25 protein-coding genes are annotated in these 23,450 nt (G+C 51.9%); 4 read left to right on the forward strand and 21 right to left on the reverse strand.

What is annotated here, in order from left to right:
- Positions 1-14: 14 nt before the first annotated feature.
- The 3 genes from tig to RZA33_RS04045 form a co-directional block, all read right to left on the reverse strand.
- Positions 15-1,367 (reverse strand): trigger factor, encoded by a 1,353-nt coding sequence (gene tig / locus RZA33_RS04035; RefSeq protein ID WP_317506560.1) that lies wholly within the window; start codon positions 1,365-1,367, stop codon positions 15-17.
- A 257-nt stretch (positions 1,368-1,624) separates the two neighbouring features.
- Positions 1,625-2,002, reverse strand: a complete 378-nt coding sequence (locus RZA33_RS04040; protein WP_317506561.1) for a hypothetical protein — start codon at positions 2,000-2,002, stop codon at positions 1,625-1,627.
- Positions 2,003-2,005: 3 nt separating this feature from the next.
- Positions 2,006-2,467, reverse strand: coding sequence for a flavodoxin domain-containing protein (locus RZA33_RS04045; RefSeq protein ID WP_317506562.1), 462 nt, complete (start codon positions 2,465-2,467; stop codon positions 2,006-2,008).
- Between the two features lie 142 nt (positions 2,468-2,609).
- Here RZA33_RS04045 and RZA33_RS04050 point away from each other — a divergent pair, with 142 nt between their 5' ends.
- Positions 2,610-2,816 (forward strand): DUF2788 domain-containing protein, encoded by a 207-nt coding sequence (locus RZA33_RS04050; protein ID WP_317506563.1) that lies wholly within the window; start codon positions 2,610-2,612, stop codon positions 2,814-2,816.
- 133 nt (positions 2,817-2,949) lie between these two features.
- Here the strand turns inward: RZA33_RS04050 and RZA33_RS04055 are convergent, their stop codons facing one another.
- From RZA33_RS04055 to RZA33_RS04115, 13 genes are all read right to left on the reverse strand, one after another.
- Complete coding sequence (locus RZA33_RS04055) at positions 2,950-3,246, reverse strand: integration host factor subunit alpha (RefSeq protein WP_317506564.1); 297 nt, start codon at positions 3,244-3,246, stop codon at positions 2,950-2,952.
- A 69-nt stretch (positions 3,247-3,315) separates the two neighbouring features.
- Complete coding sequence (gene pheT / locus RZA33_RS04060; protein WP_317506565.1) at positions 3,316-5,700, reverse strand: phenylalanine--tRNA ligase subunit beta; 2,385 nt, start codon at positions 5,698-5,700, stop codon at positions 3,316-3,318.
- Positions 5,701-5,725: 25 nt separating this feature from the next.
- Positions 5,726-6,745: a phenylalanine--tRNA ligase subunit alpha gene (gene pheS / locus RZA33_RS04065; RefSeq protein WP_317506566.1), complete on the reverse strand. Its 1,020-nt coding sequence runs from the start codon at positions 6,743-6,745 to the stop codon at positions 5,726-5,728.
- A 159-nt stretch (positions 6,746-6,904) separates the two neighbouring features.
- A complete protein-coding gene (gene rplT, locus RZA33_RS04070) occupies positions 6,905-7,258 on the reverse strand; it encodes a 50S ribosomal protein L20 (protein ID WP_007114344.1) in 354 nt (117 codons plus the stop codon).
- A gap of 64 nt (positions 7,259-7,322) precedes the next feature.
- Complete coding sequence (gene rpmI, locus RZA33_RS04075) at positions 7,323-7,517, reverse strand: 50S ribosomal protein L35 (RefSeq protein ID WP_009724291.1); 195 nt, start codon at positions 7,515-7,517, stop codon at positions 7,323-7,325.
- 82 nt (positions 7,518-7,599) lie between these two features.
- The gene (gene infC, locus RZA33_RS04080) at positions 7,600-8,091 is read right to left on the reverse strand and encodes a translation initiation factor IF-3 (RefSeq protein ID WP_317506567.1); all 492 of its coding nucleotides are present in this window, start codon (positions 8,089-8,091) and stop codon (positions 7,600-7,602) included.
- A 60-nt stretch (positions 8,092-8,151) separates the two neighbouring features.
- The gene (thrS, locus tag RZA33_RS04085; RefSeq protein WP_317506568.1) at positions 8,152-10,074 is read right to left on the reverse strand and encodes a threonine--tRNA ligase; all 1,923 of its coding nucleotides are present in this window, start codon (positions 10,072-10,074) and stop codon (positions 8,152-8,154) included.
- A gap of 212 nt (positions 10,075-10,286) precedes the next feature.
- A complete protein-coding gene (locus tag RZA33_RS04090) occupies positions 10,287-11,156 on the reverse strand; it encodes an OmpA family protein (RefSeq protein ID WP_317506569.1) in 870 nt (289 codons plus the stop codon).
- 307 nt (positions 11,157-11,463) lie between these two features.
- Positions 11,464-11,931: a DUF2489 domain-containing protein gene (locus RZA33_RS04095; protein WP_317506570.1), complete on the reverse strand. Its 468-nt coding sequence runs from the start codon at positions 11,929-11,931 to the stop codon at positions 11,464-11,466.
- 169 nt (positions 11,932-12,100) lie between these two features.
- Positions 12,101-13,018: a heme o synthase gene (gene cyoE / locus RZA33_RS04100; RefSeq protein ID WP_317506571.1), complete on the reverse strand. Its 918-nt coding sequence runs from the start codon at positions 13,016-13,018 to the stop codon at positions 12,101-12,103.
- Positions 13,019-13,033: 15 nt separating this feature from the next.
- Positions 13,034-14,086: a COX15/CtaA family protein gene (locus tag RZA33_RS04105; RefSeq protein ID WP_317506572.1), complete on the reverse strand. Its 1,053-nt coding sequence runs from the start codon at positions 14,084-14,086 to the stop codon at positions 13,034-13,036.
- A gap of 35 nt (positions 14,087-14,121) precedes the next feature.
- The gene (locus RZA33_RS04110; RefSeq protein WP_317506573.1) at positions 14,122-14,631 is read right to left on the reverse strand and encodes a hypothetical protein; all 510 of its coding nucleotides are present in this window, start codon (positions 14,629-14,631) and stop codon (positions 14,122-14,124) included.
- A 67-nt stretch (positions 14,632-14,698) separates the two neighbouring features.
- Positions 14,699-15,382, reverse strand: coding sequence for an SURF1 family protein (locus RZA33_RS04115; RefSeq protein ID WP_416337839.1), 684 nt, complete (start codon positions 15,380-15,382; stop codon positions 14,699-14,701).
- Between RZA33_RS04115 and RZA33_RS04120 the strand changes: the two genes are divergently transcribed.
- Complete coding sequence (locus tag RZA33_RS04120) at positions 15,381-15,572, forward strand: DUF2909 domain-containing protein (RefSeq protein ID WP_317506575.1); 192 nt, start codon at positions 15,381-15,383, stop codon at positions 15,570-15,572. The genes RZA33_RS04115 and RZA33_RS04120 overlap by 2 nt on opposite strands.
- Before the next feature lie 3 nt (positions 15,573-15,575).
- Here RZA33_RS04120 and RZA33_RS04125 read toward each other — a convergent pair whose 3' ends face one another.
- The 5 genes from RZA33_RS04125 to RZA33_RS04145 form a co-directional block, all read right to left on the reverse strand.
- Entirely contained in the window at positions 15,576-16,436 is an 861-nt protein-coding gene (locus RZA33_RS04125) for a cytochrome c oxidase subunit 3 (RefSeq protein ID WP_317506576.1), read from the reverse strand.
- On the reverse strand, positions 16,433-17,068 hold the full coding sequence (locus RZA33_RS04130; RefSeq protein ID WP_317506577.1) for a cytochrome c oxidase assembly protein: 636 nt from the start codon (positions 17,066-17,068) through the stop codon (positions 16,433-16,435). The genes RZA33_RS04125 and RZA33_RS04130 overlap by 4 nt, the downstream gene beginning before the upstream one ends.
- A 31-nt stretch (positions 17,069-17,099) precedes the next feature.
- Positions 17,100-18,734 (reverse strand): cytochrome c oxidase subunit I, encoded by a 1,635-nt coding sequence (gene ctaD / locus RZA33_RS04135; RefSeq protein WP_317506578.1) that lies wholly within the window; start codon positions 18,732-18,734, stop codon positions 17,100-17,102.
- A gap of 50 nt (positions 18,735-18,784) precedes the next feature.
- On the reverse strand, positions 18,785-19,900 hold the full coding sequence (gene coxB / locus RZA33_RS04140) for a cytochrome c oxidase subunit II (protein WP_317506579.1): 1,116 nt from the start codon (positions 19,898-19,900) through the stop codon (positions 18,785-18,787).
- A 131-nt stretch (positions 19,901-20,031) separates the two neighbouring features.
- Positions 20,032-20,205, reverse strand: coding sequence for a DUF2970 domain-containing protein (locus RZA33_RS04145; protein ID WP_317506580.1), 174 nt, complete (start codon positions 20,203-20,205; stop codon positions 20,032-20,034).
- A 191-nt stretch (positions 20,206-20,396) separates the two neighbouring features.
- Here RZA33_RS04145 and RZA33_RS04150 point away from each other — a divergent pair, with 191 nt between their 5' ends.
- A complete protein-coding gene (locus RZA33_RS04150; RefSeq protein ID WP_317506581.1) occupies positions 20,397-20,600 on the forward strand; it encodes a hypothetical protein in 204 nt (67 codons plus the stop codon).
- A 129-nt stretch (positions 20,601-20,729) separates the two neighbouring features.
- Entirely contained in the window at positions 20,730-23,444 is a 2,715-nt protein-coding gene (locus RZA33_RS04155) for an HAD-IC family P-type ATPase (RefSeq protein ID WP_317506582.1), read from the forward strand.
- Positions 23,445-23,450: the final 6 nt, after the last annotated feature.

The following is a 23,450-nucleotide window of genomic DNA, read 5'->3' on the forward strand; positions in this document are numbered from 1 at the left end:
CACGTTCCAGGGTGTTAGGCGCTCGCTTGCTCGCCTTCTTCAGCACCCTCATCTTGCTCTGCTTGCTGTTGCGCAGCGGCAAGGGCTTGCTGATATGACATTTCAACGTCTTTAATGTTCGTCTGCTCAAGCAATTTCGCGACTGCTTTCTCTTCAAGAATGGCAGATTTTACCTGGGTTTTTAACTCGTCATTACCCATATAGTAGCTAACCACTTCCTCAGGGTCCTGGTACTGCTCAGCCAGCTCAGCTACCTTCGCTCTAATAGCATCGTCGTCAGCATCAAGCTCATTGGCCTTGATCACTTCGGCAAGCAGCAGGCCAACTTGGACGCGACCTTTAGCCTGTTCTTCGAACAGCTCGTTAGGCAGTTGGCTAACGTCAAAATCTTCACCTAAACCGAATTGCTGCGCTGCTTGGCGCTTCATGCCATCGGTTTCTTGTTGCACAAGCGCACTCGGCACAGGGATCTCATTGACTTCTTTAAGCGCATCAAGCACTTGCTGCTTAACGCGATTATCAATCGCTTGCGATGCTTCACGGGTCATGTTTTTCTTGATTTCGGCGCGGAATTTTTCCTGATCGCCGTCTTCAACGCCAAAACGCTCGATAAACGCTGTGTCTACCTCGGGTAGCGTCTGGCGACTGACCTTGTGTACCGTCACTTTGAAGGTCGCTTCCTTACCGGCCAAATGCTCCGCCTGGTAATCATCCGGGAAAGTCACTTGAAGATTTTTTTCATCACCGGCTTTAGCACCAATCAACTGTTCTTCAAAGCCCGGAATAAAGCTATTGGAACCGATAACCAGCGAGTGACCTTCAGCGCTGCCGCCTTCAAACGGCTCATCATCAATGTAGCCCTGGAAATCAATAGTGACTTGATCACCATCGGCAGCAGCAGCGTCAACTTCTTCCCAATCCGCGTTTTGCTTACGTAGCGTCTCGATCATTTCTTCAACATCTGCGTCGCTAACGGCAACGACCGGACGTTCGATATCCGTACCTTCAATGGAAGCCAGCTCGATCTGCGGGTAGATTTCCATTACCGCGACGAACTCTAAATCTTTACCCGCTTCGTTAACCGATGGCTCGATTTGCGGGAATCCGGCAGGGTTCAAAGCCTCATCCGTAATCGCACGTACATAGCGCTCACGCATTACTTCGCTGACGACTTCGTTACGTGCATCTTGGCCGTAGCGCTGACGAACCACTGCCATCGGCACATGGCCCTGGCGAAAACCGTTCAAGCGAACATTCTTCGCGGTGTCTTTCAAGCGAGCATTAACGGCCTCGTCAATTTCGGCCGCCGGCACTTGAATAGTAATACGGCGTTCGATCGGGGAGGTCGTCTCAACAGAAACTTGCATGAATTGTCCTCTAACGGCTGGGCGTTGTATTGATGGCGTGTAATAAGTTCAAGGGGGCAATTTTAAGAACCCCAGCGCATGGTGGCAAGCGCCATGCTCGCAACATGGGGGCAGCTAATGCAAAAACAAGGCAATCCGTTAGCAATTAACCACTCTGGGGCGTATTTATAACCATTATTAGCCCGACTTTACATAATCAACACTATTCTACTGCTTTGCTACGCGTACAGCGACTCTTCAATTATCATCGCCAAAAACTAGTCGGCCTGACGGGCACCCGTCCACCATAGGCTTAACGCATGCATCAACACACCAAGAGTTGCGGCATGGGAAATAAATACTTGCCAGCTGATCCACTCCGTAACCAGCGCGTGCCAGCCCGCCATAACCAGCGTGCCTAACAGCATCATGAGGATTAGCCGCTTGAATAAGTTTGGCAGCCTTTGGCGTGCTTCTGCCGGTATCATACGCCACTGTATGACCGCTGCGGAGGCGACCAGCACCAAGGCAACAACGATCAACGTTTGGCGAGTCTCATGACCACCGGCTATATAGCGGGGCAGCGCTGCGAGCATCACCACGCATAAACCAAATGCTACGCTGATGCGCTCCGGCGAATAGGGAACACGTTGCATTGTTTACGCCACCTTAAGCTGCTGACCCACGATCCACTCTTCAACCCAGGGGATGGCGGCATCGTCGGCCATGAACGTTTCCATGGCATCCACTTCCAGGCGCTCGCCTAAACGCGTCGCTCCGTGATCTTCCAATAGGGCATCTAATGCTCTTCCTGCGCCACAAAAAGTATCGCCATACGAGCTATCACCTAACGCAATCAGGCCATAGCGCAGTGAAGTGAGCGCTGGGCTTTGTTCCCGCAAGCTGCGCACGAAAGGCACAAAACCACCTGGAAAGTCTCCACTGCCGGTCGTCGAAACACAAAACAGCACTAAATCAGCGTCGCCTGTAATATCCGCAACCGATGGCTGCTCAAGTATAGCGACCGTGTAACCCGCATCCTCAAACAGAGGTTTCACCTGTTCGGCAACGTCTAACGCGCCGCCATACATCGTACCCACTAAAATATTCAGCTTTGGCATCGTCACTCCCCTGTCAAAGTGTCACAGTGCCAACCGTCAAGTCGACAAATACCCGATTAATTTGCTCAAATATTAACATGACTCGGTAGGATGAAACACGTCGCTCGAACGGGTGACCAAAACGTAACGCTTAGGAGCACCTATGCAGCAGATTTTTGAGGCCTGGATCACGCCGATAATGATTGGCGGTTTAATTATATTTATGTGTTTTATTATCTGGGACCTGGCCAAAAAGTCCAATGCAGGTAAATTTGGCACCATTATGCTGTTTGTCGTACTAGGTGCGGGCATGCTGGGCTATGTCATCAAGGTGGTGATTACTTGGTTGATTGAAGGCAATGGCATCTAGCCGGAGCCATTCAACCTGTCAGCCAAAAGAAAAAGGAGCGCCCAATTGTGGCACTCCTTTTTCTTTATATCGCGTGATAACTGTTACTCGGCATTACCTACGTCAGAGGATGAATGCAACGAGTGGCACGTTTCTAACCGCCCGCGTGGTCTTCAACTTGCTGCTTGAGCTTCTGCCCAGGCCGAAAAGTCACTACGCGGCGAGCGGAAATAGGAATTTCCTCACCCGTTTTCGGGTTGCGCCCTGGACGTTCGCGCTTATCACGTAAATCAAAGTTACCGAAGCCCGATAACTTTACCTGCTCATTCTCACGCAGACAGGCTCGAATCTCTTCGAAAAAAGCTTCGACCATGGCTTTCGCCTCCCGCTTGGACAGGGCTAGCTCCGCATGCAAATGCTCAGCTAGCTCTGCTTTGGTCAACGCACCCATAGGACCCCTCCTTGTAGACAACAGATTGCTAACAGCGTGATAAGCATCGTGGCGTGGCCCAGGTAACTATTAGCCGCGCAGCCCAGCATCCAGCTTGACACGCACTTGTGTCACGATTGAATCGACCAACTGATTGATTTCTTCATCGTTTAGCGTGCGCGATGGATGCTGCCAGGTCAAGCCCAATGCAACACTCTTGTGCCCTTCTGCAACGCCTTTTCCCGTATAAACGTCAAATAGCTTAATATCTTGCAGATACGCACCTGCCTGCTGCTTAGCACAATCCAGCAGCGCCTGCACAGGCGTTGCCTCCTGGAGGATGAACGCCAAATCACGCCGCACCTCTGGAAAACGCGAAAGCGGCTCGAAAGCCGGAATCTGGCCTTGGCTTAGTGCATCCAGGCGAACTTCAAATAGCACGGCATCCATCTTTAAACCCAGCGTAGCGCGCACCTGGGGATGCAAAGTACCTATCCAGCCTGCTGGCTCGCCGTTATGCAGTAACTGAGCACTTTGCCCCGGGTGAAGCGCAGGATGCTCAGCTGGCTCAAAGCGCCAGGCCTCAGCATCGCCCCCCAAAGCCAGCAAGCTTTCCAGATCGCCTTTTAAATCATAGAAATCCACACGCTGTTTAGCCCCGCTCCAGCCTTCGGCCTCGCGCGAACCACACACAAGCGCTCCTAGCATCGGCACTTGTGATAACGTGTTCAACTCACCGTTAAAGACTAACCCGGTTTCAAACAACCGCACACGGGTTTGTTGACGATTAAGGTTGTACTCCATGGTGCGCACCAGGCCTGGAAACAGGCTTGCACGCATCACCGACAAATCGGCTGAAATAGGGTTAGCCAGCACCGGCGAGATGGCCTCTGGCAACATAGCCGCTTGCAGCTCGGGGGCGACAAAGCTGTAAGTGATCGCCTCCTGAAAACCACGGGCAACCATCTGATGGCGTAGCATTGACTGGGTAAGCGCCGCCTCGTCGGCAGAACGAAGCGCAAGCCGTGCTGCAGGACGCCGCACGGGCAAATTATTATAACCGTGAACGCGGGCGACTTCTTCGATCAGATCTTCTTCGATAGCCAAATCAAAGCGCCAGCTAGGCACGGTGACCGCCCAACCGGCCTCCTGCACGCTGACATTAAGCCCCAAGCGCTGCAAAATATCGGTTACATCGTCACTATCGAACGTCTTGGAAAGCGCCTTCTCTAACCGTGTACTGCGCAACATAATCGAGCGCTCGGCGGGCATATACTCGTCGCTTCGCGCTTCAACAACAGGCCCCGCCTGGCCGCCGCAAATATCAACCAAAAGCTGGGTGGCCCGCTCGACGGCAACGGGCGTTAGCTGCGGGTCGACGCCGCGCTCAAAACGATGCGAGGCATCGGTGTGCAGCCCGTAGGAGCGCGCTTGGCCGGCAATGGCAAGCGGAGTAAAGAACGCTGATTCAAGGAAAATAGTCTGGGTGCTTTTATTAACACCAGAGTTTTGACCGCCCATCACTCCCGCCATGGCAAGCGGGCCGGAATGATCAGCAATCACCAGGGTTTCTGGGCGTAGCGCCATATCGCTACCATCAAGCAGCGTTAAACGCTCATCCGGCTTGGCCATGCGAACCACCATACCGCCGCCCTGCAGGTTGTCGCGGTCAAAGGCGTGCAGCGGCTGGCCCAGCTCAAGCATGACGTAGTTAGTGACGTCTACCACTGGGTCAATAGAGCGCACGCCGCTGCGGCGCAATCGTTCGACCATCCACAGCGGGGTATCGACGTTAACATTGACGCCTTTGATAACGCGGCCGATGTATCGTGGACACTGCTCGGGCGCCTCAACACTGACCGCAAAGCTATCCTCAATCTCAGCAGCCACTGGCTTGATGTTAGGCCCGTTAACCGGCAAACGGTTTAGCACACCCACCTCACGTGCCAAACCTTTAATGCTTAGGCAATCACCGCGATTGGGCGTCAGATCGACTTCAATCGTCATATCATCAAGTTGCATGAACTGTCTGAAATCAACGCCTACCGGGGCTGACGCCGATAACACAAGAATCCCTGGTGACGTTTCTTCTTCAAGCCCCAACTCGGATGCCGAACAAATCATCCCGCGGGATTCCACACCTCGCAACTTGGCTTTTTTGATTTTGAAGTCACCCGGCAGCACACCGCCCACCTGTGCAAAGGGAATTTTCTGACCCACGTCGACATTGGGCGCCCCGCAGACAACCTGGACAGGTTCGCCGCTACCGTCATTAACGGTGCACACATTGAGCTTATCTGCGTCAGGGTGCTTCTCTTTACTCAGCACCTCTGCGACTACTACACCACTGAAGAAGGCGGCCACTGGCTCAACGGCATCAACTTCCAAGCCCGCCATGGTGATTTGGTCGGCCACTGCCTGGGTATCTAACTGCGGTGAAACCCACTCTCGCAGCCATTGTTCTGAAAATTTCATGGTATTCCTGTCTCCGGCAGCGGACTTAAACGAATTGACGTAGAAAACGCAAATCGTTTTCAAAGAATAAACGTAAGTCATTAACGCCATAGCGCAGCATCGCCAAACGCTCTGCACCCATCCCGAAGGCGAAGCCCGTATAGCGCTCAGAGTCGATACCCGAGTGACGGAAGACTTCAGGGTGCACCATGCCGCAACCCATGACTTCCAGCCAACCGCTATGGGAACAAACGCGGCAACCGGCACCGCTGCACATTACACACTGAATATCCACTTCAGCAGACGGTTCAGTAAAGGGGAAATAAGACGGACGGAAGCGTACCGAGAGGTCATCGCGCTCAAAAAACGCCTGCAAAAAGTCTTCGATCGTGCCCTTCAGGTCCGCAAAACTAACATCTTCATCGACCAATAGACCTTCCACTTGGTGGAACATGGGCGTATGGGTCAGATCTGAATCACTGCGATAAACGCGCCCTGGGCAAACAATGCGAATGGGCGGCTCACTGCTTTTCATCGTGCGCACCTGCACCGGCGAGGTGTGGGTACGGAGCAAACGCTTGGCATCAAAGTAAAAGGTATCCGCCATGCCACGGGCCGGATGATGCGCAGGAATATTGAGCGCTTCGAAATTATGATAGTCATCTTCAATTTCGGGGCCAAGGGCAACGTCATAGCCAATGCGCGTGAACAACCCTTCGATTCGCTCAAGCGTTCGCGTCACGGGATGTAAACCGCCGTTTGACTGGCCTCGCCCAGGCAAGGTGACATCAATACGCTCGGCGGCCAAACGAGTATTCAGCGCGGCACTCTCAAGCTCCTGGCGCTTAGCGTCGATTTCATCGGCCAGGGCCTGTTTGGCCTGATTAATACGCTCACCCGCTGCCGGGCGCTCATCAGCAGAAAGCTTACCCAAACCTTTCAGCAAGGCGGTTACCTCACCTTTCTTCCCTAAATAGCGTACTCGTAACTCGTCTAGTGCGGCGACACTCTGCGCGGCCTGAATGGCGTCGCGCGCCTCAGATACCAGAGTAGGAAGGTGATCCATCCGTTTCACTCCGAATTAAGCGGTGTCCATCCATCAAGATGGCGTGGCACGTTAAAGGTAACAAAAAAACAGGGGAAGAGCGGCTGCTCTTCCCCTGCTTGGGTCACTCTGAAATGACCTCAGGTACGTTACACGGGCAAGTGTCCAGTGAACGCTACCTTATTGGGCAGCCTTGGCTTTTTCCACGATGGCAGCAAATGCAGCCTTCTCGTGTACTGCCAAATCGGCCAATACTTTGCGGTCGATTTCGATACCGGCTTTCTTAAGACCGCCGACAAAGCGGCTGTAAGACATACCGTTGACGCGTGCGCCAGCATTAATACGCTGGATCCATAGCGCGCGGAACTGGCGCTTACGATTACGACGGTCACGATAAGCGTACTGACCAGCTTTAATAACGGCTTGCTTGGCAACGCGGAAAACACGCGAACGCGCTCCGTAGTAACCTTTAGCAAGTTTCAATACTTTTTTATGGCGACGACGCGCTACTACGCCACGTTTAACTCGAGTCATAACACACTCCTGACTTTAAGGCTGAGCGGCAAAAAAAGCACACTCAGAAAAACGAAATCCCGACTTATAAATTCGGCAGCATACGCTGGATGAGCGCTTTATCAGATGCGTGGATTTGCTTCATTCCACGCAGTTGACGCTTACGCTTGGTCGACTTCTTAGTCAAGATGTGGCTACGGAAAGACTGCTTGTGCTTAAAGCCATTAGCCGTCTTCTTGAAGCGCTTGGCAGCGCCACTGTTGCTTTTGATTTTCGGCATGAGGAAAACTCCGCTCGATATTTTTTAGAAAACCCAGGGCCGACCACCGCCTTTGCGATGGCCCGTTGACAACGCCGTTGGATCACTTCTTTTTCGGGGCAATAATCATGATCATCTGGCGCCCTTCCATTTTCGGGAAGGACTCAACCACTCCGATCTCTTCCAGGTCTGCCGCGATCCGCTCCATCAGCTTACGACCGATGTCCTGGTGCGCCATTTCACGACCACGGAAGCGCAGTGTGACTTTGCCCTTGTCACCACCTTCCAAAAAGCGCGTCAGATTTTTAAGCTTGACCTGATAATCGCCTTCGTCGGTGCCAGGACGGAATTTAACTTCCTTAACCTGGATTTGCTTCTGCTTCTTCTTTTGAGCCGCTTTCTGCTTCTTGGTCTCAAAAACGAATTTGCCGTAATCCATGATCTTACAGACAATGGGGTCGGCATTCGAAATTTGCACGAGATCTAAGTTTTCAGACGCAGCACGCTCTAGCGCTTCGGTGGTGGGCACAACACCCAACTGCTCACCGTCACTACCGATTAAGCGTACTTCTTCTTCAACAATTCGCTCGTTCATTGGTGGGCGTTTGTCGGCTGGACGCCCGCGCTGGTTGCTTCTCTTGATCGCTCCGTCTCCTTAGGCAATTGACGATGTCGCCAGGGCTGCTCTCTCGACAGTATGGCGCTCAATAAATTCATCGACCGTCATTGTACCGAGGTTTTCGCCGCTGCGTGTTCGCACGGCCACTGAGTCAGCTTCGACTTCCTTATCTCCTACCACCAGGAGATAGGGAACTTTCTGTAGCGTATGCTCACGGATTTTAAAGCCGATCTTCTCGTTCCTCAAGTCCGCTTTAACCCGCAAGCCACTTTTTTGCAGACGTTTCTCCAAATCAAGCGCATATTCGCGCTGTGAATCGGTGATGGTCATGACGACTGCTTGCTGTGGCGCAAGCCATAATGGCATAGCACCCGCATAGTGCTCAATTAGAATCCCCAAGAAACGCTCGAAGGAGCCTAAAATAGCACGGTGAAGCATTACCGGGGTCTTACGTGCGCCGTCTTCATCAACGTATTGAGCCCCTAAGCGCCCTGGCAAGTTAAAATCGAGTTGTAGTGTACCACATTGCCAGACACGATTCAGGCAGTCTCGCAACGCAAACTCAATTTTAGGGCCATAAAAGGCGCCCTCGCCTGGCTGCAGATCCCAGGCTAAACCCGTTGCATTCAACGCCGCCTCAAGCCCCTGCTCAGCCTGATCCCACATGCCTTCCTCGCCCAAGAAATCGTCTGGCCGGGTAGACAGCTTAAGCTCCACGTCTTCAAAGCCAAGTGTTTTATACACTTGCAGTGTTAGCGCTATAAAATCTTCCGCTTCCGCCTGAATTTGACCTTCGGCACAGAAGATATGGGCATCATCCTGGGTAAAGCCACGCACGCGCATCAGGCCATGCAGCGAACCGGAAGGCTCATTACGATGGCAGCTACCAAATTCGGCCAAACGCAGCGGTAAGTCCCGGTAGCTTTTCAACCCCTGGTTAAATACCTGGACATGGCAAGGACAGTTCATCGGCTTCACCGCGTATTCGCGCTTTTCCGACTCGGTGGTGAACATCAATTCACTGTAATGCCCCCAGTGGCCTGACTTTTTCCATAACGAGAGATCAACCACCTGCGGTGTTTTAATCTCTTGATAGCCATGCTCACGCTGAACCTTGCGCATGTAGTCTTCCAGGGCTTGGTAAATCGTCCAACCATTGGGGTGCCAAAACACCATGCCCGGCGCTTCTTCCTGGATATGAAACAAGTCCATCTTACGTGCCAGCTTACGATGGTCACGCTTTTCTGCTTCTTCAAGACGCTTAAGATACGCCTTTAGCTGTTTCTTGTCGGCCCATGCGGTGCCGTAGATACGCGTCAGCATGGTATTAGCAGCGTCTCCGCGCCAATAGGCACCGGCTAGCTTAGTCAGCTTAACAGCTTTTAAGTGACGGGTATTCGGCACGTGCGGCCCGCGACACATGTCGACATACTCTTCGTGATGATAGAGCCGAATCGTTGCGTCATCGTGAATATCACGGATAATCTCTTGCTTATACGGTTCATCACGGTGCAAAAAGGTCAGCATTGCCTGATCGCGGTCAACGTATTCACGTACCACGTCGTATTCGCGCTCAATCAGTGACTGCATACGCGCTTCAATCGTTTCCAGATCTTCCGGCGTCACGGATTGACCGAATTCGATATCGTAGTAGAAACCATCATCAATCACTGGCCCGATCGCCATTTTAGCTTCGGGATACATCTGTTTAACCGCATGACCCAACAAATGCGCGCAGGAGTGGCGAATAATCTCCAGCCCTTCTGCATCCCGTGCGGTAATAATAGCCACTTGAGCATCTTGCTCAATAAGGTCTGCGGCATCCACCGGCACACCGTCTATCTTCCCAGCAACACAGGCCTTAGCCAAACCAGGGCCAATGGATTCTGCGAGCTGCATAATGGTCAGCGGTTCTTCAAACGTTCTTTGACTGCCGTCGGGCAGTGTCACAATAGGCATTCAGGTTCCTTGAGCGCAGTGGTGATCCATACCAAGGATCACATTTCGCTATCAATGGTCTTGGGGGGGTACAAAACACAAACAGCAGCAAGACTAGCAGACTTGCTGACGGCTTAAAATAAAAACGGGAGGCATAAGCCTCCCGTTTCTTTACCGTGAATTGCAACTAACTTTTCATAAGGCAATCAACAAAACACAAAGAATAAGTGAACTTAGTTCCACTCATCCAATTCGACGCGACGGTTCTGGAAGCGGCCTTCTTCAGTCTCGTTAGAGGCGATCGGACGCTCTTCACCGTAACCTACCGCACGCATGCGGTTAGAGGCTACACCACGGCTAGCGAGGTAAGACGCCACAGACTGGGCACGCTCTTGTGACAAGTTTTTGTTGTACTCGTCAGAACCGCGTGAATCAGTGTGACCTTCGATGCTTACGCGTACATCTGGATTGTTAACCAGACGCTGAGCGACATCGTTCAGTACACGCTGTGCATTCGGAGTTAACTGAGCAGAGTCAAACTCGAAGTTAACTTCTTGCAGGACGACACTGTCCGGGCAACCAAGAGCATTCACTTCAACGCCAGCAGGCGTGTTGGGGCACTGGTCACGATAATCCGGCACACCGTCGTTATCGGAATCAAGCGGGCAGCCGTTGGCATTCACTGCAACGCCAGCCGGTGTGCCTGGGCACTGATCACGGTAATCGGGCACACCGTCATTATCAGAGTCAAGCGGGCAGCCTTCAGCATCAACAGCGACACCAGCAGGTACTTCGCCGTAGCTTGGGCACTGGGGCGCAACCGGCTCAGGCGTGCGATCAGCACATAGTAAACCGCCGATAGCGGCACCAGCAGCGGCACCGGTAGCGGCACCGTTTTCTTCATCAGAATCACTGCTTGTAGCATAGCCGATGCTGCCACCGATAACGCCACCTGCTAGGCCGCAGACTGCGGGGTGCTGATACCAGCTACGGTCGCTGCTCGCGCTTGATTGACCGGAAGACTGTGACGCCGAGCTGGCGCAGCCAGAAAGGCCGACTACCAATGCGGAACCGATTAGCAAGCCAGTGGTTGATTTGTTCATGCAAGACTCCTTCTTGATCCAATGCTGAAGTGACCATGATTGGCCAAATCTATCCAATGCTTCTTATTGCGAGAGCATCCATTTTTCGCTTGTTCAGCATCACTAAACACAAGTTGCTTAGGCAATGCAAAACGATATGCTTGCCATCAACGCGTCAGCGCTAGAAGGCAACCATGCCAAGGTATCAACTTTTTGCCGATACCGACATCAGTTAGCATAGCAAAATTGCCGCAACGAGCACTAAAAAGCGGGTACTAAAAAATAGTTTGCTATGCGTTGAGCTGCGCGCAAGATCGCTCACAGTGTTTTAATGCAGGGCGCTCGGACCTTTAGCACGCCACGTCAATACGGCCTGGGCAGCCTTCAATACGGCTTTTCGCGTGTCATCTTCCACTATTAACCGCTCTTTGTCTTCTTGCATACGCTCACGGGGAGTCAGCTGTTGACGGGCCGAGTGAGTTTTCAGGTGGCTAGTACGGTTGTAGTGCTCTGCAAACGCCGCAAATTCGGACTTTTCGGTTAAACTCGGATCGATAATTTCCAATAGTACCTTACAACGCCATGCACCCTCGGTAATATCGACCTGCTCTTGAACCAATGCGCTGGCTACGTAATCAAGGTTTTCTAAGCTGTTACTCTGCGCGCGCATGTCTTCGTCGCGTCGATACGCTTCTCGGCGGCGAACTTCTTTGCGTAGACGCCAAGCGTAGATGCACAAGCCCACAATGACCACCAGTGCCACCACCAATAGAGCTATCGCTATCGTTGAGTTCATAAGACTCCTTGTTAAGCGTTCAAATTACTTAACAACAATTGTACACCCTTGTACCACTGATCGGCTAATAGCATCTATATATGGTCGTCTATTGGTTATATGGACAACATGCGACACATTCTCAACAGCCTTAAATATGCGAAAAGTTGTGCCGATGCATACGGCTGGCTCACCAAACCAGCACCATTGCATAGTGATCTAACAACAACGCTCCAAAAACGCCCAGCAGATAGCGAATGGAAAACCAAAACGCATTGATAGGCGCACTAGTATCCTGCCCTCGCCAGACTTTCCAATTCCAAAACATAAACCGAGCATTAAGGCATAGCACTGAGAAGAAATAGAGGGCGCCGCTCATACCGATCATCACGGGCATTAACGTGGTTAATACGGTTAACCAGCCGTACAACCAGATTTGCAACCGCGTAAAAGGAATACCATGAGTAACCGGCAGCATAGGGATGTCGGCACGTGCATAATCATCACGCTTATGAATTGCTAGCGACCAGAAATGTGGCGGCGTCCAGGCAAAAATAATCAGCATGAGCAACAGTGCCTCTGGCGTGACTTGGCCGGTTATTGCCACCCACCCTAATAAGGGGGGGGCCGCACCAGCAACACCGCCGATAACGATATTTTGCGGCGTTGCGCGTTTAAGATAAGCCGTATAAATCAGCGCATAGCCAATCAGGCAGGCAAAGGTTAGTGCCGCCGTTAAGTAATTAACTTGCCACGCTAATAGCGCCAAGCCAGCGCTGGACAAGAGGCTCGCCCAACCTAATGCTACCGTTACCGGCAAACGCTTACTCGCCACAGGGCGCCGCGACGTACGGCTCATCAACGCATCTAGATGGCGATCTAAAATATGGTTAAAAGCGGCAGCCCCGCAAGAAGCTAACCCAATGCCAATTAAACCGAAAAACACATTGTTGAACGGTGGCAGGCCCGGCGTGGCTAATGCCATTCCCACTGCGGTACACACTAGCATCACAGCCACAACGTTGAGTTTGCAGAGGCCAAGTAACTCCTTCCAGCCCCACATAACAGTCGGCAATCTCGCTGGTAGCGTCATGGTTGTATTTCGCATGCCAATGCCCCTTTATTAAGCGACAACGTCGCTATAACGTGGATAATTTATTGTTGTGTTCGCGCTCATTGCTTGATGACGCCAATGCCACCAGGCCCAAACAAGCCCTATGGCTAAGGCGATAGCGCCCGCTGTGTGCAGCAGTGCCAACCACAGGGGGAGCCATAACCATACGTTGGCCATGCCTAAAACGACCTGCAGTGCATACAACCCGACGACGATCGTCAGCGGCCTAGCGACGCCCTGCCATTGACGATAGCGCCACCACAACGCCAACAACCCAATACCTAATAGCAGGGCCCCCAGTCGGTGGACAAACTGAATGGCGACCCGCGCGTCCGCATGCAGCTGCCCATGAAGGTAATTAGGCCCCACTGTTTGGGTAAGATGAAAGCCTTCGCTAAGGTCCATTGCGGGTAGCCACTGACCATTACAGGTGGGAAATCCTTGGCAAGCGATACCGGCATAGTTGCTGGATACCCAACCGCCTAGCGCCAGCTGCAAGACTAACAACACAGCTGCCATGGCCCACCAAGCATTACCGTGCTGGCGCTGTTCTACCTTGAGCCCTGCTAATAACACACGCCGCAAGCGCAGGTGCAACCAAAAGAACAGCAGCAACACACTTAGCCCGCCTAACAGGTGAAGGGTAACGACTTGGGGCCATAATTGGAGCGTCACCGTGAAGGCACCAAAGGCGCCTTGCAACAAAATAACGCCTAACAGCGTTACGCTGACTCGCCAAGGATAGTGGTGACATTTACGCAGCGGCCAGCCTAATACCACAACGCTTAGTACGACTATCCCTAAAAAGCTGGCAATGTAGCGATGGGCCATTTCCACCCAAGCTTTAAAGGGCTCCAGAGGCACGTCTGGATGACGCAAGGTAGCGAGCTCACTGTCAGGCACCAGTAGCTGTCCATAGCATCCCGGCCAATCGGGGCAGCCTAAGCCAGCATCGACCAAGCGTGTCCAAGCACCCACCAACATCACCGCCGCGGTCAATAGGGTGCCTAATAGCGTTAGTCGCGCCAGCCACCGTAAGCGGCGCTCACTTAAATCGTGCATGGCGTCTCCTTAACAACGGTTTAGGCTAGCGCACTTTACTGGGGATTGACTTTAAGTAAGTACTGAATATCGTCAAGCACATCCCCCGTCGCCACACTGGAATCAAATGCCAGTGCCGGCCTCCCCTTAGGATCGAACAACCATACTGAGTTGTCTTTCCGCCAAGGCGGCAAATGACGCCATTGGCTAGTCATCTCACCAGGTAGCGGTTCAGCGTCTCCACCGATTCTCAGGCGAGTTAACCGCGGCGCTTCACGGCCTAACGCGCGGTGTAGTCGCCAAAACTCATCTTTACGCTGCTCGCATTGCTGGGCGCAGTCAAATGCCAAAATCCACGTTTCTTGGTCATCAACCGCTGATGTTGTTAAAGGCCATTCATCGAGGATAGGTAATGCCAAATCCACATTCCCATGGGCCGTATGTTGCTCTGGAATACCAATACGTAGTTCGACCATTGCCCAAGCAGTCAGCATAGGCGCCGCGAATATCACGAAAATCAGGATTAATTTGAGCCGCTGGCGGCGAATGTGCTTGGCATCCTGCATGTTAAACTTCCCCTGCTTTATTTTTATGGGATAGTAGTTTTATGGCTTTATGGCATGGCGCCTTTCATTAACTCGTATCGCGTCGTAACCGAAGCCCGCCGATGAACATGACAACCAAGGCCGCTAGCGCTAGGCCCCACCATTGAAATGCATAGCCAACATGCCGACTGGGTGGCATAACACTGGCTTCCCACCAGGGGGTTAACACCCCATCCCCCTCTTCTGCATGCAGCCAGCCCTTATAGCTAAATGGCCCCAACACAGGCTTCCAGGGCTCAAGGCTTAGTTGCTGCAGCCTTGAGCCTTCCCTGTTATTGCCATACAGCGGCCCACCCGCCTGCACCTCTTGCCACTCGCCAGTCAACTTGACGCTGCCGCTAGGAGTCGCCGCCTGTGGTGCACGGCGATGAGGACCGGTAGCTAAAAACCCACGCTGCACCAACCAAAGTTGTCCATGGTTGTCGCGTAAAGGGGTTAGCACAGCCACGCCAATGCGCCCATCTACGATACGATTGTCTAAATAGAGCGTGTGCTCAGCCAAGTACTCTCCCTGCAAGGTAACCTCCGCGCCCTGCGCTGGCGGCGTTTTAGGCGCTATCATCGAGGGCGCCGACTCACGTTTAACGAGCGCTAAGCGCTTGTCATCTGCCCGCTCCCACTGCCATAGTCCTAAGCAGACACCTAACGCCACGAGTAAGCTCCAAAACAGATACCAACTAAAAAAACGCCATTGCCAAGAGGTTTTTATCATGTGGTTACAACTACTCATTGCCGCCGTCTTCCTAGCGATGGTTATCAGTCTGATCATGGGAGCAGGCTTTTTATTGCGTGATCAAACCTCCTCACGCCGACTGCTTATCGCTCTAAAGTGGCGCATTGGATTGGCTTGCTTGCTTATGGCGCTGATTATTTTTGGCTTTTGGTCCGGCCAGCTCGGTTAAGAGTTAAACCACATAGACAAAAACGAATAACCCCACCCAAACCACGTCAACGAAATGCCAGTACCAGCAGGAGGCCTCAAAACCAAAGTGGTTTTCATCAGCAAAATGGCCTTTATGAATACGCACCAGCATCGTGGCTAAAATCAGCGTGCCGATAATCACATGTACGCCATGAAAACCGGTCAAAATAAAGAACGTCGCACCAAAAATCCCGGCTTCCAAGGTAATACCATAATGAACGTAGGCCTCGTAATACTCGACACCCTGGATCATGATAAAGCAGCAACCGAACAGCACAGTGCCCATTAGCCAGTTGCGGCATGTCTTCCGGTCACCCACCTTTAAAGCTTCGTGAGCAACGGTGAGTGTAATGCTGGAGGTAATCAAAATCAGCGTATTGACAAGAGGCAGTTGCCAGGGGCTAAAGACTTGTTCGGGGCCGGCAATGGATGAATCCGGTGGACTTAGCAACGGCCATGTAGCAACAAAGTCGGGCCACAGTAAGGCGGAAACACCTTTTGCCCCTTCTCCTCCTAACCAAGGAATCGCAAACATGCGTACGTAAAAAAGTGTGCCAAAAAAGGCGGCGAAAAACATTACTTCCGAAAAGATAAACCAGCCCATACCCCAACGAAATGAGCGATCCATCTGCGCATCATAAAGCCCTCTGCGAGACTCGTTAATGACGTCGCGGAACCAGAGTCCCATTATCGCCACAACTCCTACCAAGCCAATCAACAACAGCGGCAAGCCCGTGTCATAAACCAGCGTAATGCCAGTACCAACCATCATGGCACCCATCGCCACTGAACAAAGAACAGGCCACCGACTACTCGCCGGAACGTAATAGCTACCACTGCTCATATCGTTTCTCCTGCTACTTCGTTTTTATTGGAATTGTTGTTGGAGTCGCTCTTAAAACGGTTATTAAGGAGGCTATCGAGCGATGCGTTTTGAATCTCATGCTCTACCGGATACAGTGTATACACCAGCGTAACGGTATTAATATCGGCGGGAAGGTCTCTCGCCAATTGAAAAACAAGCGGGATGGTCAAGCGCTCATCCCCCTGCAAATGCTGCTCTTGGAAACAGAAACAGCTGATTTTACGCAAGTGAGGCGTGGCATTTGAGGGAGACACACTAGGTACTGCTCTACCCCAATTTTCACTGTGGCTATTATTGGTAAATGTAAAGTCCACTTCCGCCATTTGCCCTGGATGCACGCTCATCTGATGCGTTTCAGCACTCATTCGCCATGGCAAGCCGGGGCTACCCCTGGTGATAAATTGCACATTGATCACACGGGTTTCATCCACTTCCTCATGGACAACGCTCTGCGCAGTAGCGTCAACCTTGCCGTTAATGCCCGTGATGCGGCAAAAAACGTCATATAAAGGAACAAGTGCAAAGGCAAACGCAAACATGCCAATCAGTGCGGCGATTGTCCTTATCACCGTGCGGCGGACCCCCACTTGTGCTTGGTCTCGACTGTCCATAACACCTCATTGACCTAGTGGTCGATGTGATTTAGGTGGAAGCACGATGAAACACGGGTGGCGTCTCAAAGGTGTGCAGTGGCGCGGGGCTGGGTACCGTCCACTCTAGATCCACCGCCCCCTCCCAGGCTTTAGCCGGTGCTTTCTTACCGCCGCGGACGCAGAGTATGACGCCCAGAACAAATAGCAGCTGTGATGCACCGAAGAAGAAAGCGCCGATACTGGATAGTAAATTGAAGTCGGCAAATTGCAGGGCATAGTCGGGGATACGCCTTGGCATACCCGCCAAGCCAGCGAAATGCATGGGGAAGAAAGTCAGATTGACGCCAATCACCGAGAACCAAAAATGCCACTGGGCCAACCGTTCATTGGGATAGTGCCCTGTCCATTTCGGCAACCAGTAATAAACCCCCGCCATGATGGCAAAAATAGCGCCGGGCACGAGCACATAGTGAAAGTGAGCCACAACAAAGTAGGTGTCGTGATATTGAAAGTCCGCTGGCGCAATCGCCAACATTAATCCTGAAAAGCCACCGATGGTAAATAACACCACAAAGGCAAGCGCAAAGAGCATCGGTGATTCAAAACTAATCGAGCCACGAAACAGGGTGGTGATCCAGTTGAACACCTTTACCCCAGTAGGCACGGCGATCAGCATGGTGGAATACATAAAGAACAACTCCGCCACCAAGGGTAGCCCTACCACAAACATATGGTGAGCCCAGACCAAAAATGACAGCAGCGCGATGGCAGCCGTGGCATATACCATTGATGCATAACCAAACAGTGGCTTACGCGCAAAGGTAGGGATAATCGCCGAGACAATCCCAAAGGCGGGCAAGATCATAATGTACACTTCAGGGTGGCCAAAGAACCAGAATAGGTGTTGAAACAGCACCGGATCACCACCGCCTGCCGCATTAAAGAAACTAGTGCCAAAATTAATATCCATCAGCATCATGGTGATAACACCCGCCAATACCGGCATTACCGCAATTAGCAGAAAAGCAGTGACCAGCCATGTCCAAACAAATAGCGGCATATCCATTAAGCGCATGCCTGGCGCACGCATGTTCAAAATAGTGGCAATAATGTTGATCGCGCCCAGAATCGAGCTAATACCGGCAATATGCAGCGCCAAAATAAAGAAGGTAGTAGAGGGTGGTCCGTAATTAGTCGACAGCGGTGCATAGAAGGTCCAGCCAAAATTAGGGCCGCCGCCTGGCATAAACAATGTTGAAAGTAGCAGCGTAAAGGCCACCGGCAGCAGCCAAAAGCTAAAGTTATTCAAGCGGGGCAACGCCATATCCGGCGCGCCAATTTGAAGCGGTATCATCCAGTTCGCTAGCCCAGTAAAAGCTGGCATCACCGCAGCGAACACCATAATCAGGCCATGCATGGTGGTCATTTGGTTGAAAAACTCAGGCTCTATCAACTGCAAGCCGGGCTGAAAGAGTTCAGCACGCACTACTAAGGCAAATATCCCGCCAATAAAAAACATCGTCAGCGAGAAAATTAGATAAAGGGTGCCGATTTCTTTGTGATTTGTGGTGATCAGCCAGCGCCAAATACCTTTTGGCGGTGCCGCATGGCCATGAGCCGGGCCATCGGCGACAGCCGTTGTGCCGTGTTGCAAGGGGGGCTGTGGTGGTAGTTTGGGCGCCATAAGTCTCTCCGAGAAAGATTATTGTAGTCGTCGATTGTGGCAAACCTATTTTACTCAGCAATTTGTTCAGCCACCGTTGAGGGCTGCACGACATCGCCAGTCTCGTTACCCCACGCATTCCTTGTATAGGTAACCACGGCGGCAATTTCAACGGGATTCAACGTGTTTCGGAAAGCAGGCATTGCCGCACCGGACACCCCATTCAGAACCTTATCAAGATGCCAATCTACATCGCGGATCAACTGTTCGTTATTGGCTAACGCAGGGAATACTGGCGGTGACCCTTGTCCATCGACTTGGTGACAAGACGAGCAGATCGATTGGTAAACTGACTCGCCCCGTTCCACTAGCTCTTCCATTGCCCATTCTCGGTCAACTCCCATGGCCTCTTCAGCAGCCGCCTCCTTTCGCTCGACCAGCCAGTCGTCAAACGCCGCTTCTTCCATTGCGTGAACTACCACCGGCATAAACCCATGGTCGATACCACATAGCTCAGCACACTGGCCACGGTAAATACCCGGCTCGTTAATCTTTACCCAGTTCTCATTAATAAAACCAGGAATACTGTCTTGTTTAACGGCTAAATCCGGCACCCACCAAGAGTGAATGACATCGTCCGACGTCATCAGAAAGCGTATTTTCCGGTTAATTGGCAGCACTAACGGCTCATCAACCTCTAATAAGTAATGTTCCCCGCGCACCTCTTCGCCACTAATTTGTGCTCTTGGCGTACTCATATTGGAGGTAAACGCCACATCCTCGCCAAGGTACTCATAGCGCCAGCGCCACTGTTGGCCGGTAACCATGACGTCTAACTCGGCATCGGAAGGGTCATACATATCTTTCAAAGTGGCAGTGGCGGGGACTGCCATACCGACAAGAATCAGCAGCGGTATGGCGGTCCATAATACTTCAACACCGGTGTGCTCATGGAAGTGTGAAGCTTTTGCGCCTTTGGAGTGGCGATAGCGAAACAAAGAGTAGAACATCGCCCCAAATACCAGCACACCAATGACGACGCATATCCAAAAGATGGTCATGTGTAGGCCGTAAATATCACCGCTCGTATCGGTCACCCCAACGGGCATATTCCAGCCATTCGCCTGAGCCTGTGAAATGCCTGTCACCAGGAATATGACTGATAGCCACCGCCACCATGAATGCATAGACACCTCCAGCCAGGATTATTGTTGTTATTGCTTATAGTTAAATTAGCGCAAGTTTAAATCAGATATTAGTAGTATAGAAAATATATGACATTCGTCACGTTTTGCTTATTTAACCCTATCAACGCTTTTCAGCGGGCGGCAAACCTTGCCAAGAAAATAAGCACCAAAACGAACAGCAGCGTAATCACAACCCCCGTGACTATGTAAGCGGCAGGCTTCCCGCTGCTGAAGTCTTCCTGTCGCTTTTGATTGCTTTGAACGCCTAGCAAAGCTGCTAAAACCGACTTCACCACCGACCACATAAAACCTCCAAGGGAATTTACACGCTCGCATTCATTCCAGTATTAAGGGCTCACCACCTTTATCATAGGCAGGCATAAAAGATATAGGGGCGAAACCTCCTCATTTACAACCAGAAAAATAGCAACCTATGATTTCTCAATATGCGATACTCAACTTATTCTCAGGATCAGCGCCACCCATGGAGTGTCCTATGTTCAAGCGCCACCTCGCACTACCCTTCATTGCAATATTGGTGATTGTTCCCCTACTGACCACAGGCTGTACGACTTATACATGGCCGGACGGCTCTCAGGAAACCGTCATCGGCGTTGTGCCTGAAGAGGAAAATCAACGCTACGAAGAAGAACGGGTTGACGGTGTACGCTATCGTATTCCTGGCGAAATCCCCGAATAATATCGGATAAGACGCGATTAATGGGAGTATCTTCTCAATTTAACCGCACCTTCCTTGCTCTCGATCACTGCATTGCAGCATAGTTGCTATATGTTTATGTCATAACCTGGCTATAAGGGGTATTGACGAGTGACAACGCCCAATATTGAAGAAAAAGAGCGGCCTTGGCATAGCTGTAGTATCGATGATGCGTTAACCCGACAAAGCTCTGTTCCAGAAGGCTTATCCAACCAAGACGCTGCTGAGCGACTAGCCAGCGTCGGCCCCAACCTGATTCAACAATCACAAGGCCGCTCCTGGTATAAGCGGCTTGCCGATCAGTTCAATAATATCCTCATGCTAATCTTGGTCGCCGCCGCCGTTGCCAGCCTCTTTTTAGGTCATGCGCTGGATGCAGCAGCCATTGTTGGCGTCGTTGTCATCATTGCCCTGATTGGTTTTTTACAAGAAGGCAAAGCGGAACAGGCGCTGCAAAGCATACGCAATATGCTCTCCCCTCAAGCTAACGTTTTGCGTGATGGACAGCGCAGCACGGTGCCTGCTGAATCATTAGTGCCCGGCGATATCGTGCTTATCGAAAGTGGTGATCGTGTCCCCGCTGACTTGCGATTAATTGAAACCAAACGTTTTTGTACAGACGAGGCCGCCTTGACCGGCGAATCTGTGCCTGTCGAAAAGAAAACCTCGCCGGTAGCAGCAGATGCCGATTTGGCTGAGCGCAGTTCTATGGCTTACGCCAGTACGATGGTGGTGCAAGGCACTGCTAAAGGCTTAGTGGTTGCTACTGGCAGTCACTCTGAAATTGGGAAAATTTCTGAGCTTCTGCGTGGTGTTGAGCAGCTTAAAACGCCGCTTCTGAGACAGCTGGATCGTGCAGGACGGCTGTTAGCCCTCTTTATTTTAGGCGCTGCAGGGCTTACTGCATTGCTGGGAACCCTTATCCATGGCCAACCCATCGACCAAATGTTTATGGCCGCCGTTGGCTTAGCTGTCGCAGCCATTCCCGAAGGGTTGCCCGCCATCGTCACCATCAGCCTTGCGTTAGGCGTTCAAAGCATGGCGAAACAAAACGCCATCATCCGCCGACTCCCCGCAGTGGAAACTCTCGGCTCTATTTCAACCATTTTCTCAGACAAAACCGGTACGCTAACGCGCAATGAGATGACCGCCCAGGCCATTTGGCTAGCCAATACACGCTATACAATCGACGGTATTGGCTTCGCGCCTGAGGGCAATCTTTATCAAGTCGATGCAGATGATGGCTGTCAAAAAAAGCGTACCAGCGCTGACGAAGACTCAGCTCTCAGGCACTTTCTGCGTGTGGCGGCCCTCTGTAACGATGCAGAACTTGTCCCTAAAGAAGGTCTATTTAGCATCCACGGTGACCCCACCGAAGGCGCGCTGATCGTCGCTGCGGAGAAAGCCGGAATTGCTATCAAGCCGTTACGTGAAGACCACCCTCGCCTTGATGCGATTCCGTTCGAGTCTGAACATAAGTACATGGCCACCATGCACACCATGGACGAAAAGCGCCGCGTGCTGATTAAGGGTGCGCCTGACCGACTGCTGGAGATGTGTAGCCAAGTACGAGATAAATCTGGCACTTCACCACTTGAAAATAGCGTTTGGGAAGAGCGTATTGACGTTCTCTCCTCCCGTGGTTTGAGGGTGTTGGCAATAGCAGAGGGGCTGGCAACAAGCGAACAACCCCTTGAGCACGAGACGTTACAACAAGGGCTAACGCTAGTGGGCATCATTGGCCTGCTTGATCCGCCCCGCGAGGAAGCCATTCAAGCGGTGAAGCAATGCTTAGCCGCGGGCATTCGCCCTGTAATGATTACCGGAGACCATGCGACCACCGCCAAAGCCATCGCTAAGCAGCTTGGCTTTTCACAAACCCAGCGTGCGGTTACCGGGCGAGAAATTGAATCAATGTCGGACGCCGAACTTGAAGACATTATCGTAGCAGTCGATGTTTTTGCTCGTGCTTCACCTGAGCATAAGCTCAGGTTGGTAAAAGCCATGCAGTCTCGCGGCGGTGTCTGCGCAATGACAGGTGACGGCGTTAATGATGGCCCGGCGTTAAAACGCGCAGACGTTGGGGTCGCCATGGGCGTTCAGGGTACGGAAGCTGCCAAGGAGGCCGCTGAAATGGTGCTGGCAGACGACAACTTCGCCACCATCGTTAAGGCGATTAAAGAAGGGCGTAAGGTTTACGACAACATTCGTAAAACGATTACGTTTATTTTGCCCACTAATGGCGCCCAGGGCTTGGCCATTATGTTGGCCGTGCTAGCGGGTTCAACGCTGCCGGTGACACCGCTACAAGCCCTTTGGGTCAACATGGTGGTGGCCATTACCTTGGGATTGGCACTCGCTTTTGAACATGGCGAAGCTGATTTGATGGAACGCCAGCCCCGCGATCCGGATGCCGCTTTGCTGGATATGTTCCTACTCTGGCGCGTCATCTTCGTATCGATATTACTGCTAGCGGGCGTTTTTGGTATTTTTTCCTGGCTACTCGCTCAAGGCGAAAGCATTGCCCTGGCCCGCTCGGGAGCGGTCAATATGTTGGTAACGGGAAGCGCTGCTTATTTAATTAATAGCCGCTTTTTGATCGCTAGCACCTGCTCGCTTAACGGCATTTTCGGCAGCCGCCCGGTGTGGTGTGCCATTGGCCTAGTGATGCTGCTGCAGATGGCATTCACGTATTTACCCTTTATGCAGCTCATCTTCGCCAGTGAAGGACTGCGTACTATCCACTGGCTAGCGATCGTACTCGCTAGCATCGCGATTTACCTGGTAATTGAAATTGAAAAAGTGCTCTTGCGCCGCAGAGGCTAAATAACC

The organism is Halovibrio sp. HP20-59 (genome assembly GCF_033052795.2).
Classification (GTDB): Bacteria; Pseudomonadota; Gammaproteobacteria; order Pseudomonadales; family Halomonadaceae; genus Vreelandella.